Genomic DNA, 14,941 nt, shown 5'->3' with positions numbered 1-14,941 from the left:
GGAGAAGCCGGAGGCGAGGCGGCGGACCGGGAGGGGCGAACTCGGGGGCAGTGCACGGGTCGTCGGCGGCGGGTCGTCGGGGGCTGGGGCGCGGACGCGGCCGGGGGACGAAGGGCCGTGGCCGTGGGCCGTCGGACCCGCCCGACCTGGGAACGGGGCGCGCGGGGGCCTGCGGGCCGGTCCGCTTCCCGGGGAGGCCGCCCGGGGTCAGGGCCGGAGGCGCGCGCGGGCCTCGGCGAACAGCGACGGGTACGCGCTGCCCCAGGTCGCGGCCGCGTGGGAGAGTGCGTCCAGGGCGGCCCTCAGGGGGTCGGGTTCCGCCGCGCCGAAGAGCGCCGGCAGCGCCATGGCCTGCTGCAGGACGTTGTCGTAGCGGCCGTCCGTCGAGTCCACGAGGGTCTGCGGAACCGCGGGGTCGGCGAGGAGCCGGTCGAAGGCCCGGCTCATGTCGTCGAACGGCGCGGGCAGCGCCTCGCCCCGGTCCAGGCCCTCAAGGCCGGCGGCTACCCATCCGACGCGGTCGAGCCCCGCCGCCGCCAGCGCCCGGCGCGCGGCCCAGCGCGCGAGGTCCCGCTGCGCCCGCGGCCCCGCGGCGTCGACCTCGTCGATCAGGTCGCGGTCCAGTCTGACCAGCATCATCACGTTGCCCCCGGCGGCGAGCACCCGCTCGCTCGGTATCCGCCCGCCCCACCGCAGGCGCTCCGCCCGCTCGCGGGCTTCCGCGGCCTCGCGCTCCTTCGCCTCCCGCTCGCGGCGCGCGGCCTCGGCCAGTTCCCCGGGCGTGGGCGGCGGGGGCAGGCCGCGGGCGTGGGCGTGCCAGTACCCGGCGGTACGGGAGGTCTCGCGGACCACCTGGTCCGGGGCGGGCGGGGCGGGCCAGAACTGCAGCAGGTAGTGGTCCACGGGCGGCCCGCCGTCGAGTACGGCCGACTCCGCGTCCGGCTCGACGTCCATTCCCCGCGCGCAGTACCGCACCCGGTGGTCGGTCTCCGCCAGCTCCGCGGCGCACAGCTCCCCGTCACCCCACGGGAGCACCGCCGTCTTCGGCGAGGCGGGCCGGAAGGAGACCTCGACGATGTCCTCCCATAAGTCCGCAACGGGCGGTGCCTCGTCGTGCACCTCGACGGTCAGGCCGACCTGGCCGGTGTGCAGCCCGGTGGTGAGGAACAGGTACCCCGGCACGGAGGCACCGCACAGCCCGTTGCGCTGTCCCGCGCACGGGCGCCAGGGCTGTTCCCCGAACGCCTCCGGCCGGCTCTCCACGTAGAACTGCATGTAACTGACCGGGAGTTCGCCGCTGTACACCGTCCGCATGACGGCAAGTCTGCCCGCCGCCACTGACAACGGGACGGCGCGATGGCGGGCCGGGACCCCTATCGGGCGGGCGTGGGTACGTTCGGTGGTGCGGACATGTCATGCCGTGCGGCGGGAGGGGGCGGTCCCTAGGGGGCCAGTTTCATGTCGATCCAGGGGACCGTCTCGCCCGGCAGCACGTAGCGTTCGGTCTCGACGAAGCCGTGTTCGCGCGCGAAGCGCAGGCCGCTGTGGTTCGACGACAGGACCACGGTCGCGATCTGCTCCGCGCCCAGCTCCCACGCCTTGAAGAGCCCGCGCGCGTACAGCTCCTCGCCGATGCCGCGGCCGCGGTGGTCGGCGAGGACGCGGGCGATGACCGTGGCGGTGCGGGTGCCGTCCTCGGGCGGGCGCACGGTGCTGCAGCCGGCGAGCACGTCACCGGCGTAGGCCAGCTCCAGGTGGTGCCGCCACGCCCGGTCCCGTACGTCGTCCAGGGAGAGGTGATGCGTCGGGATCGTCGCGTTGTGGACGCGGCGCCAGTCCCGGAGCGCCTCGTCGTCGGCCGGCGGCGTGAAGCGGAGATCGGACACCCGGGCAGCCAACATCGCGCACGGCCCGCGCGTCAAACCGCGGTCCTCCGCAGTTGGTCAGTGCCCGCCGGCGGGCTCGGTGCAGCCGCCTTCCATGTAGACACCGTGTACGTCGATCTCGGCGGCCGGGTCGGTGTTGCCGCTGATGCAGGGACCGGCCCCGGCCACGAGCACGTCCCACCAGACGAGGCCCCCGTCGTTCTGCCGCGCGGAGACGGTGTCCCCGGTGTAGCCGAGGTCCTCGAAGAGGCGCCGGATCCGCTCCTCGTCCTTGAGGTCGGCGGGGGCGGCGTCCTTGAGCGCGGCGGCGATGCGCACGGCGTGGGCCTCGCCCCGGCACAGCTCGTCGGGGGTGACGTCGGTCGTCTGCTTGTAGGCGTTGTTCTCCCCGTACTTGGGGTTCTCGGGCACGGCACCTTCGCCCCCGTCGCCGACCGCTTCCGAGGGCTCCGGCCGCACGTCGCGGCACTCCCGCGCGACGTCGGGCCACGCCCGGTCGTGCTCCTTCCGCGTGGCCTCGGCGTACTCCTCCGCGGTGGAAGGGGAGCCGCCGCCCGACGGCGTACCCGTACCGGAACCCGGACCGGAATCCGCGCCGCTCTCCTCGCCGCACCCCGCCGCGACCACCGCGCCCAGCACGACCGCGACCACGGCGACCGCGCCTCTGCGCATTCCGGCACTCCTCGTCACCACGCGCCCCCCTGGCATCAGCCCCGGACGATTCTCGCCTACTGCCGCAGGTCACGCTGTAGCGGACGTCACGCACCGGGGGCGGGCGGCAGGATGGTGGCCGCGGCGGCCGGGAGGTCTACGCGGACGGTGCGGGCGGGGTCCTCGTCCGATTGCGCGGGGACGTGGACGGTTGCCTGGACGGCGGTGCCGGTGAGGTTGAAGACGGCGAGGTGGCCGTCGGCCAGCGCGGCTGCCACGCCGGGCGCGTCGGTGGTCGGGGCGGGGGCGGCTGCCAGGGCGCGGGTGCGGCCCGCGCGCTGTGCCGGGTAGCCCTCGGCGACGAGCGGGGCGGCCGGGCCCGCGGAGAGGGTGACGGAGCCGGCCGTCACGCGGATCGGGTGGCTTCCGCCGCGTACGACGAAACCGGCCCGGTCGTCGACGTTCACCCAGTTCCCCGCGAAGCCGTGCGCCGCCGGCACCGCCGCCACGTCGCGCCAGCCGGTGCCGTCCGCGGACACCTGCACCCGGTACTCCGCGCCGTACGCCGCCTCCCACCCCAGCAGCACCCGGTCCACCCGCTGCTCCGCGCCCAGGTCCACCGCCAGCCAACTGTCCGCCCGCGGCCGCTCCGCGCGGGCCACCGCCCAGCGGGTGGCGGGGTCGCCGTCCGTGGCGTTCGGCGGCGGGTACGCGGGGTCGGCGGACGAGGCGGTGGCGGTACGGCCGCGGGCCAGGTCGGTGCCGGAGCCGGGGGCGGTGCCGGGAGCGTAGACCTCGACGCGCCAGAGGGAGTAGCCGTACTGCGTCGCGGGCCGGGCACCGAGGATCCGTACGTGCCGCGCCGCGACCGCCGGGAAGCGCACCTCGTCCACCCCGCCGTCGCCCCCGTCGGGGGCCAGGGTGACGGCGCCGCCGGGGCCGTGGAACGTACGGTCGCCGTCGAGGCCCCGTACGCCCGGCATGGCCAGGGTGTGCAGCCGCAGCCGCCCCTCGTCGGGGGCGAGTCCTGACGTGGCGTAGACGACCGCGCCGGTGGGCAGCGTCGCGTAGCCGGCGGTGCCCTGCGCGAAGCGCAGCACCGTGGCGGAGCCGTCGAAGCCGTCGGCGGCCCGCGTGTAGCGGGCGACGCGGCGGCCGGTGACCGCGAGGGCGGTGCCCGGCAGGAAAGCGGGGGACGCGCCCGTGACGTCGAAGAGCCAGTCGTCGTGCTCGGGCAGGAACGCGAACTTCACGTGCCCCGCCTTGCTCACCGCCATCGCCAGCGCCCGCGCCGACTGGTGTGCGACCAGCCCGACTTCGGCGCCGTAGTCCGTCGCCCCGGCCACGTTCGCCCAGTAGCGGGCCTCGCTCACCGGCCGGACGTCGCCGTGCAGCCGGTCGCGCCAGACGTGCAGCAGGTACGCGATCGCCACCTCCGCGCGCGCCTCCGGCTCGTACTTCGGCTCGCCGCTGAACTTCGTCAGCCGGTTCTCCGGCGGGTACGCGAGATACGGCTCCAGATGCGCGGCGAGCATCCGCTCCGCGCGGGCGGTGTACGGGTCGGCCTGGCCCATCCGGCGCCAGGTCAGGGGGAGTACGTCGCGGCCGTAGAGGTGGTAGCGGTCGGCCACCATGGGGTGCGAGGAGAGCCCGGAGGCGGTGCCGAGGTGGGTCATCGTGCGCCAGAGCCCGGCCGCGTTGGGCTGCTTCGCGAGCACCTCGGGCAGCGGGGCGCCGGCGATGAGGAAGTGGAGGGCGTTGCGCCCGGGGTACGCGCCGGTGGACTGCTGGTACATGGGCGCGTAGGTGCCGTGGTTCTCCACGACGTGGCCCTCGTACATGTTCTGCGCGGTGTTCCATTCGGACACCGGGCGGCCGTCGATCCGGGTGTCGTTCTCGCGGTCCGCGGAGGGCAGTCCCGTCATGTTCGACAGCCAGCGGGTCAGCCACTCCCGCCAGGCGGCGGCGTCCGGGTGGTCCGGGTGGTACGCGAGGCCCGTGGCCAGCGGCATCGACTTCGCGCCCATCTCCTCGATCTTCGAGTCGCCGCGGTGCCCGCCGGTGAGCCCGTTGGACGACCAGCCGCCGCTGCGCGGGTCCTCGCCGGCGCCGAGGCCCGCGACGTACTGCGCGCCGCGGACGGCGATGGCGTCGACGTGCGCGCGGGTGGCGGCGTCGAGTTGGTCCCAGAGCAGCCGGGCGGCGGCGACGAAGTACGACTCGAACGTCCCGTCCCAGAACACCCTCCCGCCCCACTCGTACCCGCCGCCGCCCCAGGTCGCCCCGGTGGCCCAGAAGTTGGTGGCGGCGAAGTGCCGGATGGTCCGTACGGTGTGGTCGGCGAGCGTGTCGCGGCCGACGCCGGCGAGGTCCGCGTCGTACGTGCCGTGGGTGAGCAGCACGGCGTTGCCGAGGACGCTGACGAAGCCGAAGTCGGCGAGCGGGTAGCGACCGGCGGCGTCCCACTGCGTCTCGACCCAGCGGGTGTGGCGGAGCAGGAGCCGGTGGTAGAGCAGCGCTTCAGGCCCTGGCCCGGGGGCGGCGGCACCGACCCCCGGCGTGCCGAGGGCAAGTCCGGCGGCGGTCGCCCCGCTCGCGAGGAGAAACCGCCTGCGGGGGAAGGGAGTCGGGGTCGCCATTGCGGGATGCCTCCCGTCGCCGCGGTCCGGGCCCCGACTGTAACCCCTGTGCCCGCCGGGGAGTAGATCGCGGCCCCCGCCGTGAGGCGAGGGCCGGTTACTCGGACGTCGGTGAGTGGCGCGGGTCAGCCGTGGCGCTGGGCGAACTCCACGAGACCGGCGAACCCCTCGCGGGTGAGGGTCAGGTGGGGGCCGTGCTGGTCCTTGCTGTCACGGACCAGGACCTCACCTGTCGCACACGCGTGGTCGGATGCCCACTGGACGCAGTTGCCGCCCTGAGCGTCGCTGTATGTGCTGCTGATCCAACGCAGGTCACGCGGGTTTGGCGTGCCGCTCATCCGCGTGCTCCTCCATGATCGAGTGGATGAGGCGCAGTGACCGGATCCCCGACTCGGCCGAAGCGCGCAGCCGATCGTACGTGGCCGTCCACTCGCCTACGGCCGTCGCGGAGTCGTTCACGTACCCGTGCCCGGTCGTCTCCGAGTAGAGGACTGCCGCCCCGTCGGCCTGCGTCAGCAGGCTAAACGACAGTGCCGACGCGGGGGCACCCGCGTGGCCGGGAGTTTCGGGCATCGCCCTCGGCGGGTGGACGACGGAGCGACTGGCCGGGCAGGGGTGCCGCACGTGTGCCTGCTGCCGTCATCGCGCGCGGAGCCGGGCGGCGGCGGATGCCGCGAGGTCCTTCGCCATCCCGCAGAGATCCTCGGTGGGACGCTCACCGTGGACGTCGATGCGTACCATCTCGGCGGCGGTCACGGCATCCTGGCCCTTGTACCTGTGGTGCTCGACAAGCGCGCTACAGGTGTCGCCTTCGTCGTTCGTTTTGACGACCGTGCGATATCCACTGAGTGTGAGGACCGTGCCGTCCTGAGCGGAGCCGGGCTGGTCCCGGAAGAAGCTCACCCCTGCATCGAGCTCGTCGACGGTGCTGGACCACTCGCAGCTCCAGTTCGCGATTGCGGCGTCCGGCACGTCGGCCCTGAGGCCGGGAACGGCGGACAGCGCGGTGGCGTCGAGGAGTGTGCAGGCATTCCCCCAGACCAGCGAGGTTTGCGGGTAAGCCGATGCACGGCGGGGGATCGGACCGGCGTCGAGGACCTCGGCCGCGCTCGCAGCGGCTCTTTCTGCGACCGTACACAGGGTGGCGTTGCCGCCGTTCACCGAGCCTTTGCCCATGTTGACGCGGACCTGGACCACCGTTTCCCCGGTGCTGCCGCCGGTGGTCAGCAGCCGGCTGCACTCATCGTCCTCCGGCTCGTCTTCGACGATGTCGATCCTCCCGATCGTGCGGAAGGGTTCGGCCCCCTGGGGCGGCGCGCTCTGAAGGAGGCGGATCTTTACGTCGATCCGGGTCTCATCGTCGACTTCTACCAGCACGTCGCAGCGGTCGAAGTTCCCGTGGTCCACATCCTTGCGGACGTCCTTGCCGGCGAACTGGTCGAGAACGGAGGTGTCGGCGAGGGCACACACGTCCGCCGTGTGCGGGCTGCCGATCAGGGCCTGCGCCCCCAGTTGCCCGCTCTGGCCGTCCTCGGAGGCGGGCTTTCCGTCCTCGCCGTCGCCGCCGAGGATGAAGACGAGTGCCAGAGCCGTCACAGCAGCACCGACCCCGAGCGCGGCTGCGAGCAGTGGCCGGCGTCGGCGCTTTGTGAGGGTGTCGGCGGCGGCAGCGTCCCCGAGTGCTGAAGCCGTGTCCTTCGAGGATCGAGGGCCGGCTGCGGCGACGTCCTCCAGCAGTTGCTTGGCCTCCGTGGCATCGGGGCGCTGCCGGGGGTTGCGTCGGAGCATGGCGGCGAGCGCGGGGGACAGCGGCCCCACGGCGTCGGTGTCCAACTCGACGAAGCCCTGCTCGGCCTGTAAGTGCCTCAGACTCCGGGTGTTCTCCCAGGAGTCCGTGTCCTCCTGGTGGTCGTTGCTCTCCCTCTCCCCTGGCTCGCTGCCACGCGGCGGCGTACCGGTGACCAGGGCGTAGAGGGTGGCCGCCAGGCAGAACACGTCCGATACCGGCCGGGGGACACTGCCCCGGGCCAGTTCAGGAGCTGCGTAGTCCGGTGTGTAGCTGAAGGGGCCGTTGAACGTGATGGTCTCGCGGCCGCCGACCCGGTAGGCCGCTCCGAAGTCCAGTAACTTCGCGTCGCCGCGCCGCGTGAGGCCGATGTTCGCGGGCTTGACATCGCAGTGAACGATGCCTTCCTCGTGCAGGGCGACCAGCGCGTCGGCGAGTTGGGCGCCGATGCGGGCCGCCTGTTCGGGGGAGATTGGTGGCAGCCGGTCCAGGCCGCCGCCGGGCACGTACTCCATGACGAACCAGTACGTGTCCGCGTCGCCCCCGTCGGCCTCCGGCGCCACGGTGACGACGTCGTACAGGGTCACGACGTGAGGATGGTCGCGGAACTTGGCCATGGTCCGCGGCTCGCCCAACAGCCGACGCACCGCTGTCTCGCCCTCGCCGTCCGTCCGCTCCGGCTTCAGCGCGACGTCCTGACCCACCACTGTGTCGTGTGCCAGCCACACATCGCCGCCGCGCCCCGCGCCGATGACCTCCTTGAGGACGTAGCGGTCGGCGAATTCCTCTCCGGAACGCAAGATCCACCCCCTCGCTCGACCCTGCACACGCGACCAGCGCCACGCGCCGGATCGAACCTACTGTGTAAGGAGGACTGTGCGCAGAGTTACCAGCGCTTTCAACAGTCGCCCTCAGCGGTGGCCGCAGTCTGGCCGGAAGTGATCGGACGACTGACTGGATGACAGCCAGCTTCCGCCCTGGCCGCCGGGGTCCCCACCTCCACGACCGGTCGCGAGGGGGTGATCAACACGTGTGAGCCGCTGCCGGGGCGAAGCGGCTTGAGGAATCATCGTGGTGGTGAACGTGAACGTGCACTCCATCCCGGCGCAGGCGCAGCCCGCCCCGTGTGAGTCGGTGGTCGGCACGCCCCCGCCCCGGCTGGCGCCGTACGTCGTCGGCTGCTCGGCGTTCCGCGCGGGCGGCGGTACGCCCGTACGCCACCGGCTGCTGCCGGTCAACGCCACGGTCCTCGTCATCGACGTCACGGGCGCCGACCGCCTCGTCACCGGCGCCCGCTCCGCGTACGGCATCCACACCACGCAGCGGTGGCGCGAGGGCGTCACCGTCGGCCTCACCCCGGCGGGCACGGCGGCGCTGCTGGGGGTGCCGGCGCGGGAGTTCGTGGGCGAGACGGTGGAGCTGGCGGACGTGCTGGGGCGGCGGCGGGAGGAGGAACTGGCGGAGCGGCTGGCGGAGGCGGGGCCCGGCAGGCTGGACGTACTGGAGGAGACGATGGGGACCTGGCTGGAGGCGGGGACCGGCAGTCCGGCCACCACCCTCGTCGCCGCGGCCTGGCACCGGCTCCAGCGCCAGGGCCGCCGGATCCCCGTCCCGGCGCTGGCGGCCCGGCTGGGCGTCAGCCGCCGCTACCTGGAGCTGGCCTTCCGGCGCGAGGTCGGCATGCCGCCGGGCCGGGTGGCCCGCATCGCCCGCCTCCAGCACGCGGTCGGCCGGCTGGCCGGCCCGGCGCACGACCTCGCTGCCATCGCCGCCACCTGCGGCTACGCCGACCAGCCGCACTTCACCCGGGACGTACGGGAGTTGACTGGCCTGACGCCCACCGCGCTGTGCGCAAACCTTCAATACCGGGAGCCGGCCGCCGGATAGCGTCCCGCGCATGCTGCTGAACGGTAAGACGGCGCTGGTGACGGGCGGTTCGCGGGGCATCGGCCGGGCGATCGTGACCCGGCTGGCGCGCGACGGCGCGCGGGTGGTCTTCACGTACAAGGAGAACGAGACGGCGGCGGCGGAGGTCGTACGCGAGGTCCCGGGCACGGCGGCGGTCCGCGCGGACCAGGAGCAACCGGACGCCCTCGCCGACGCCTTCGCCCCGGTCCGCGACGGCCTCGACATCCTGGTCAACAACGCGGCGGTCAACCCGCGGCTGCCGCTGGCGGAGCTGACGGCGGCGGAGTTCGACCGGGTGCTGGCGGCGAACGCGAGGTTCGGCGCCCTGGCGATGCGCGAGGCGGCGGCCCTGATGCCGGACGGCGGCCGGATCGTCAACATCTCCACCCTCAACACGGTGGTCCCGGCCCCGGGCCATGCGCTGTACTGCGCGAGCAAGGCGGTGCTGGAGCAGTTCACCCAGGTCGCCGCCCGGGAACTGGGCCCCCGTGGCATCACGGTCAACACCGTCTCCCCCGGCGCCACGGAGACAGCCCTCCTCCGCGCCACCAACCCCCCGGAAGCCCTTACCCGGACCGCGGCCATGACCGCCCTCCAGCGCCTGGGCCACCCGGAGGACATCGCCGCGGTGGTCTCGTTCCTGACGGGCCCGGACGCCGCCTGGATCACCGGCCAGAACCTCCGCGCCACGGGCGGCCTGCTGATCTGAGCGAACACGACATGGCGTAAATGGATCCCGGATGAACATTGGCCGGACGGTTTCGGCATCTCCGGCGGTCTGCCGTGGTCACTCCGCACCCTGGTCTCCTTCCAACTCCTTTCTCTGTGCAAGGAATTCAGGGGGCCTGGCGGTGGGCGAACGGGTCGAGCAGTGGATCGCGATTCTCAGTCTCGCGTTTCCCGTGGTGGCGTTCCTGTGGGAGTTCGCCGTCATCGGCCGGAAGCGGCTCGGGTACCGGGTGCAGATGGACACCCTGGCCGCCGATGCGGCCAACAAGCCGTATGCCGGGGTGCTGGGGGACATGCAGCACGACGGGCACCACCTCAAGGATCCCTCGTTCGTCCTGCTGCGGATCGAGAACGCCGGGTCGACGAAGATCGTGTCCGAGGACTATCTCGCCGATCCGGTGGACCACCACGGCATCAAGGTCACCTTCCGGGACCGGCGGGTCACGGCCGTGGTGCTCACCGACCCGAGCGACGAGGTGCTGCGCGACTTCTTCTTCGAGGTACGGACCGAGGGCGACACCGTGCGCGAGGTCGTCGCCAAGCCGGGGTTCCGGCGGCACAACAACGAGACGGACCGTACGGGCACCATCCAACTGCCCAAGGTGACGCTGCCGCGCGGGTCCGAGTACAAGGTGCTCGTCGTGCTGGAGCGGTGGCCCGACGACAACGGGACCGACCGGTTTCCGCCGCCCATCGTGCAGGGGACCGACGGGCTCGACCGGTGGTACGACCCGCTGGTGCGGTTCCTGCGGCTGCGGGCGACCAGGACCGAGAGCCACGTCTTCGCCTCGCGGCCCGCGTGGTGGGCCATCTGGATCCTGATCGCGGCGGTCGTCGTGCAGGCGTCCTTCACACTCTTCCTCCGCGACGACCAACGCCCCCCGCTGGGCTGCGTCGACGGCACGCTGCACCTGCACGGCTCCACCGCCTTCGCGCCCGCCGTACGGGCCGCCGCGGAGGACTACCTGGCCCGCTGCGAGGGGGCGGACGTGTCGATTCCGCTGGAGGACGACACCTTCCGGGGCAGTACGGACGGCGTGACCGACCTGGACGCGGCCGGTGCGGACGCGAAGATCCCGGTCGGCAAGGGGCTCGGCGACCACCTCGCCTTCACCGACGGCCTCGCCTCCGCGGGCCATCCCCGGCTGATACCGCGGCCGGTCGCCTTCTCCGTCTTCACCCTCGTCGTCAACAAGGACGCGGGCGTGGAGAACCTGACGCTCGATCAGATACGGGACGTCTTCGCCGGCCGGGTCAGGAACTGGTCGGAACTCGGCGGCGACGACGTCCCCGTCCACCTCGTCAACCGCGAACCCGGCTCCGGCACCCGCAGCACCCTCGTCGAGAAGGTGCTGAACGGCAAGGAACCGCCGCAGTTCACGGAGACCGACTGCGCCGCGCTGGAGGCGCGGCGGTACGGGCGCTGCGAGGTCAGCAGTACGGACACGATGCTGGCCGCCACCGCCGACAGGGCCGGTGCGGTCGGCTACAGCGAGGCCGCAGGCGTGGACGGCCACCGGGCGGCCGGCGAGCTGGTCAAGCTGAGGATCGACGGCAGGGAGCCGACCGCGGCGGGGGTCGAGGACGCCAACTACCCGTACTGGCAGACGGAGTTCGCGTACACCTACGGCGAGCCCCCGGCCGGCTCGATCGCCGCGGCCTTCCTCAACTTCCTCACCCAGCAGACCGGCCGCGACATCCTCCGCGACCAGGGCCACGGCCTGTGCTCCGAGGCCCGGAACACCGGGGAGTGCCGCCCGGTGTGAGGCGTACGCCGGAGAGCGTGGCGCATGTCAGAGCGGCGGCCGGTACGCGCCGGGCCAGCCGCGGAGGTCGGCCACCGTCGGCCGGGCCGGGCGGGCGAGGTCCCCGGTGAGGACAAGCTCCGCCGCGGGGCGGGCGGGCGTACCGGTGGCTGCGCGGGTACGGGTCACGGGCCACCACCTCCCGCGGGTCACCGTACCCGGGCGGCGGGCCCGTAGAAACGCACATGCCAAGCCATTTCCAGTATTGCCAGGCTTGTGCAAAGGACCCAGTGACTTTTGCCTCGCAGGTGCGGCATTATCATCGGCGCATGCACACGTACCGGATGGGAGATGCCGCCGCCCTGCTCGGTGTCAGCGCCGACACCGTCAGGCGGCTGGTCGACGCCGGAAAGCTGACCGCCGAGCGCGACGACGCGGGGCGCAGGATCATCCCCGGGGCGGCGCTCGCGGCGTACGCCAGGGAGATGCACAGGGCGGAGCGGGAGTCCACCGGGTCGTCCGCGCGCAACCGCTTCGCCGGGATCGTCACCGACGTGCACATGGGGGACGTCTCGGCGCAGGTGGAGATCCAGGCGGGGCCTTTCCGGGTGGTGTCCATGGTCAGCCGGGAGTCGGCCGAGGAGCTGGAGCTGGCGCCGGGCGTTCCGGCGGTGGCAGTGATCAAGTCGACCAACGTGGTCGTCGAGAGACCGTAGACGTCAGGGAGTGGACCTGTGATGACCCGTTCCGCACGCCGGACCGGCGGCTACCGCCCCACCCTCCGCATAGCCGGCGCGGGCGCCGCCGCCCTGCTGGCGCTGACCGCCTGCTCCGACTCGGACTCGGGCTCGGACTCCGGGAAGGACGACGAGTCCGCGTCCGGTGAGCTGTCCGGCGAGGTCACCGTCTTCGCCGCCGCCTCCCTCACCGAGAGCTTCGAGAAGCTCGGCGCGCAGTTCGAGAAGGACCACCCCGGTACGAAGGTGACGTTCAGCTTCGGCGGCAGCGACGCCCTGGCGGCGAGCATCACCGGCGGCGCCCCCGCCGACGTCTTCGCCTCTGCCAGCCCCACGACGATGGAGATCGTCACGGACGCGGACGCCGCGGCCGGCACCCCCGAGACCTTCGTGCGCAACCAACTGGAGATCGCCACCCTGCCCGGCAACCCGGACGGGATCGCCTCGCTGAAGGACCTCACCGACTCGGGCCTGAAGGTCGTGCTCTGCGACGGGACCGTGCCCTGCGGGTCGGCCGCGCAGAAGGCCCTGGACGCCAGCGCGCTGAAGCTCACCCCCGTGTCGTACGAGGAGGACGTCAAGTCCGCCCTCAACAAGGTGGTGCTGAAGGAGGCCGACGCCGCCGTCGTCTACAAGACCGACGTTCAGGCTGCCGGCGACACGGTGGAGGGCGTGGACTTCCCCGAGTCCGCCGACGCGATCAACGACTACCCGATCACGCTCCTCAAGGAGGCGCCGAACGCCGCCGCGGCCGAGGCGTTCGTCGAGTTGGTGCAGTCGGCCGAGGGGCAGAAGGTGCTGACCGGGGCCGGGTTCCTCAAGCCGTGACGCTCCCCTCCGCCGCGGACAAGGGCGAGGCGGCGGACACCCTGGCCGGTGGCCCCGCCCCGCTCCGCCGGCGCGGTGTGCGGTCCCGGCCGCGGTCCCGGTCCCGCCCGCCCGGCCGCGGCGGGGCGCCGCTGCCGCTGCTCGTACCGGCGCTGCTCGGTCTCGCGTTCCTGGTCCTGCCGCTCCTCGCCCTGCTGCTCCGCGCCCCGTGGAGCAGCATGCCGGAGCTGCTCACCAGCACCGAGGTGTGGCAGGCGCTGCGGCTCTCGCTGGTCTGCGCGACGGCGGCGACGGCGCTGAGCCTGGTCATCGGGGTGCCGCTGGCGTGGCTGCTGGCGCGGGTGGAGTTCCCGGGGCGCGGGCTCGTCCGGGCGCTGGTGACGCTGCCGTTGGTGCTGCCGCCGGTGGTCGGCGGCGTGGCGCTGCTGATGGCGCTGGGGCGCAACGGGGTCGTGGGGCGGTGGCTGGACGACTGGTTCGGGGTCACGCTGCCGTTCACGACCGCGGGGGTGGTGGTCGCGGAGGCGTTCGTGGCGATGCCGTTCCTCGTCATCGCCGTCGAGGGCACGCTACGGGCCGCGGACCCACGCTACGAGGAGGCCGCCACCACGCTCGGCGCCTCCCGCTTCACGGCGTTCCGCCGCGTCACCCTGCCGCTGGTCGCGCCGGGCATCGCGGCCGGTGCGGTGCTGGCGTGGGCGCGGGCGCTGGGCGAGTTCGGCGCCACGATCACGTTCGCGGGCAACTTCCCGGGGCGTACGCAGACGATGCCGCTGTCCGTCTATCTCGCGCTGCAGAGCGATCCGGAGGCGGCGATCGCGCTGAGCCTGGTGCTGCTCGCGGTGTCGGTGGCGGTGCTCGCGGGGCTACGGGACCGGTGGATGACCTCGGCATGAACGACGATTCGGTACGAGGAGGGACGCGCGGGGAGATCCGCGCGGAGACACGCGCGGAGACGCCCGGCGAGAGCGGGCTCGACGCCCGGCTCGTGGTCGAGCGCGGCGCCTTCCGGCTCGACGTGGCGCTCACCGCGCGCCCCGGCGACGTCCTCGCCCTCCTCGGCCCCAACGGCGCCGGCAAGACCACCGCCCTGCGCGCCCTCGCGGGCCTCCTCCCGCTCACCGACGGGCATCTGCGCCTCGACGCCGCCGAGTTGGACCGTACGCCGCCGGAGGACCGCCCGGTCGGGGTCGTCTTCCAGGACTACCTGCTCTTCCCGCACCTCAGCGCCCTGGACAACGTCGCCTTCGGGCCGCGCTGCCACGGCGCCACCAAGGCCGGGGCCCGCGCCGAGGCCGCCGCCTGGCTGGCGCGGATGGACCTTTCCGAGCACGCCGCCGCCAAGCCCCGGCGGCTCTCCGGCGGCCAGGCCCAGCGCGTCGCCCTCGCCCGCGCCCTGGCCACCCGCCCCCGGCTGCTGCTCCTGGACGAACCGCTGGCCGCGCTCGACGCCCGTACCCGCCTGGACGTCCGCGCCCAGCTCCGCCGCCACCTCGCCGGCTTCGAGGCCGTCGCCGTGCTGGTCACCCACGATCCGCTGGACGCGATGGTGCTGGCGGACCGCCTCGTGGTCATCGAGGACGGCCGTATCGTGCAGCAGGGCGCCCCCACGGACATCGCCCGCCACCCGCGTACCGACTACATCGCCCACCTCGTGGGCCTCAACCTCTACCGGGGGCGGGCCCGCGGCCACTCCGTCGACCTCGACGAAGGACCCGCGATCACCACGGCGGACGACCTCACCGGGCCGGTCTTCGTCGCCTTCCCACCCAGTGCCGTGACCCTGCACCGGGACCGGCCGACCGGCTCCAGCGCCCGCAACCTCTGGCGCTGCGCGGTCGCGGGACTCGAAACCCACGCCGACCAGATCCGCGCCGAACTCACCGGCGAACTCCCCCTGGCCGCCGACCTGACCACCACCGCGGCCGCCGAACTCGACCTGCACCCGGGCGCCGAGGTCTGGGCGGCGGTGAAGGCGACCCAGACACACGCGTACCCGGCCTGAACCCGGCGGCCGGGCGCGGCCTGGTCG

The 14,941-nt window shown here is 73.3% G+C and carries 15 protein-coding genes; 7 read left to right on the top strand and 8 right to left on the bottom strand.

The annotated features are described in order from the left end of the window. Positions 1-207: 207 nt before the first annotated feature. The 7 genes from CXR04_RS17255 to CXR04_RS17225 all read right to left on the bottom strand — a co-directional run bounded on the left by CXR04_RS17255 (position 208) and on the right by CXR04_RS17225 (position 7,762). Positions 208-1,314 carry a hypothetical protein gene (locus CXR04_RS17255; protein ID WP_101423297.1) on the bottom strand — a complete coding sequence of 369 codons (1,107 nt, stop codon included), beginning with the start codon at positions 1,312-1,314 and terminating at the stop codon, positions 208-210. Positions 1,315-1,442: 128 nt separating this feature from the next. Continuing rightward, positions 1,443-1,886, bottom strand: a complete 444-nt coding sequence (locus CXR04_RS17250) for a GNAT family N-acetyltransferase (RefSeq protein ID WP_101426434.1) — start codon at positions 1,884-1,886, stop codon at positions 1,443-1,445. 57 nt (positions 1,887-1,943) lie between these two features. After that, positions 1,944-2,558, bottom strand: a complete 615-nt coding sequence (locus CXR04_RS17245; RefSeq protein ID WP_234380287.1) for a hypothetical protein — start codon at positions 2,556-2,558, stop codon at positions 1,944-1,946. Positions 2,559-2,644: 86 nt separating this feature from the next. Continuing rightward, on the bottom strand, positions 2,645-5,176 hold the full coding sequence (locus tag CXR04_RS17240) for a discoidin domain-containing protein (RefSeq protein ID WP_101423296.1): 2,532 nt from the start codon (positions 5,174-5,176) through the stop codon (positions 2,645-2,647). 125 nt (positions 5,177-5,301) lie between these two features. Then, the gene (locus CXR04_RS17235) at positions 5,302-5,514 is read right to left on the bottom strand and encodes a DUF397 domain-containing protein (protein ID WP_101423295.1); all 213 of its coding nucleotides are present in this window, start codon (positions 5,512-5,514) and stop codon (positions 5,302-5,304) included. Beyond that, positions 5,489-5,749, bottom strand: coding sequence for a Scr1 family TA system antitoxin-like transcriptional regulator (locus tag CXR04_RS17230; RefSeq protein ID WP_199850477.1), 261 nt, complete (start codon positions 5,747-5,749; stop codon positions 5,489-5,491). Before CXR04_RS17230 ends, CXR04_RS17235 begins: the two co-directional genes overlap by 26 nt. A gap of 66 nt (positions 5,750-5,815) precedes the next feature. Continuing rightward, complete coding sequence (locus tag CXR04_RS17225; RefSeq protein ID WP_101426432.1) at positions 5,816-7,762, bottom strand: serine/threonine-protein kinase; 1,947 nt, start codon at positions 7,760-7,762, stop codon at positions 5,816-5,818. A gap of 271 nt (positions 7,763-8,033) precedes the next feature. Between CXR04_RS17225 and CXR04_RS17220 the strand changes: the two genes are divergently transcribed. From CXR04_RS17220 to CXR04_RS17210, 3 genes are all read left to right on the top strand, one after another. After that, a complete protein-coding gene (locus tag CXR04_RS17220) occupies positions 8,034-8,849 on the top strand; it encodes a helix-turn-helix transcriptional regulator (RefSeq protein WP_234380286.1) in 816 nt (271 codons plus the stop codon). 10 nt (positions 8,850-8,859) lie between these two features. Beyond that, complete coding sequence (locus tag CXR04_RS17215; protein WP_101423294.1) at positions 8,860-9,579, top strand: SDR family oxidoreductase; 720 nt, start codon at positions 8,860-8,862, stop codon at positions 9,577-9,579. Between the two features lie 142 nt (positions 9,580-9,721). Further along, the gene (locus tag CXR04_RS17210; RefSeq protein WP_101423293.1) at positions 9,722-11,365 is read left to right on the top strand and encodes a substrate-binding domain-containing protein; all 1,644 of its coding nucleotides are present in this window, start codon (positions 9,722-9,724) and stop codon (positions 11,363-11,365) included. Positions 11,366-11,392: 27 nt separating this feature from the next. Here CXR04_RS17210 and CXR04_RS34875 read toward each other — a convergent pair whose 3' ends face one another. Continuing rightward, positions 11,393-11,533, bottom strand: a complete 141-nt coding sequence (locus CXR04_RS34875) for a hypothetical protein (protein WP_159072341.1) — start codon at positions 11,531-11,533, stop codon at positions 11,393-11,395. Positions 11,534-11,673: 140 nt separating this feature from the next. Between CXR04_RS34875 and CXR04_RS17205 the strand changes: the two genes are divergently transcribed. The 4 genes from CXR04_RS17205 to CXR04_RS17190 are packed head-to-tail and all read left to right on the top strand — an operon-like array spanning position 11,674 to position 14,914. Further along, the gene (locus CXR04_RS17205) at positions 11,674-12,060 is read left to right on the top strand and encodes a TOBE domain-containing protein (RefSeq protein WP_199850476.1); all 387 of its coding nucleotides are present in this window, start codon (positions 11,674-11,676) and stop codon (positions 12,058-12,060) included. A 21-nt stretch (positions 12,061-12,081) separates the two neighbouring features. After that, entirely contained in the window at positions 12,082-12,909 is an 828-nt protein-coding gene (modA, locus tag CXR04_RS17200; RefSeq protein WP_101423292.1) for a molybdate ABC transporter substrate-binding protein, read from the top strand. Next, positions 12,906-13,805: an ABC transporter permease gene (locus tag CXR04_RS17195; protein WP_101423291.1), complete on the top strand. Its 900-nt coding sequence runs from the start codon at positions 12,906-12,908 to the stop codon at positions 13,803-13,805. Before modA ends, CXR04_RS17195 begins: the two co-directional genes overlap by 4 nt. Beyond that, positions 13,802-14,914: an ABC transporter ATP-binding protein gene (locus tag CXR04_RS17190; protein ID WP_234380284.1), complete on the top strand. Its 1,113-nt coding sequence runs from the start codon at positions 13,802-13,804 to the stop codon at positions 14,912-14,914. Before CXR04_RS17195 ends, CXR04_RS17190 begins: the two co-directional genes overlap by 4 nt. Positions 14,915-14,941: the final 27 nt, after the last annotated feature.

The sequence above is a fragment of the Streptomyces sp. CMB-StM0423 genome (assembly GCF_002847285.1).
In the GTDB taxonomy this organism is placed as follows: domain Bacteria; phylum Actinomycetota; class Actinomycetes; order Streptomycetales; family Streptomycetaceae; genus Streptomyces.
The sequence above is the reverse complement of the archived record's forward strand: the minus strand, read 5'-3'. Positions and strand labels throughout refer to the sequence as shown.

Bases quoted from the DNA above. Each gene is read 5' to 3' on its own strand.
- CXR04_RS17245 (WP_234380287.1), bottom strand. From the start codon at position 2,558: ATGCGCAGAGGCGCGGTCGCCGTGGTCGCGGTCGTGCTGGGCGCGGTG.
- modA (WP_101423292.1), top strand. From the start codon at position 12,082: ATGACCCGTTCCGCACGCCGGACCGGCGGCTACCGCCCCACCCTCCGC.
- CXR04_RS17205 (WP_199850476.1), top strand. From the start codon at position 11,674: ATGCACACGTACCGGATGGGAGATGCCGCCGCCCTGCTCGGTGTCAGC.
- CXR04_RS17190 (WP_234380284.1), top strand. From the start codon at position 13,802: ATGAACGACGATTCGGTACGAGGAGGGACGCGCGGGGAGATCCGCGCG.
- CXR04_RS17255 (WP_101423297.1), bottom strand. From the start codon at position 1,314: ATGCGGACGGTGTACAGCGGCGAACTCCCGGTCAGTTACATGCAGTTC.
- CXR04_RS17215 (WP_101423294.1), top strand. From the start codon at position 8,860: ATGCTGCTGAACGGTAAGACGGCGCTGGTGACGGGCGGTTCGCGGGGC.
- CXR04_RS17230 (WP_199850477.1), bottom strand. From the start codon at position 5,749: ATGCCCGAAACTCCCGGCCACGCGGGTGCCCCCGCGTCGGCACTGTCG.
- CXR04_RS17235 (WP_101423295.1), bottom strand. From the start codon at position 5,514: ATGAGCGGCACGCCAAACCCGCGTGACCTGCGTTGGATCAGCAGCACA.
- CXR04_RS17240 (WP_101423296.1), bottom strand. From the start codon at position 5,176: ATGGCGACCCCGACTCCCTTCCCCCGCAGGCGGTTTCTCCTCGCGAGC.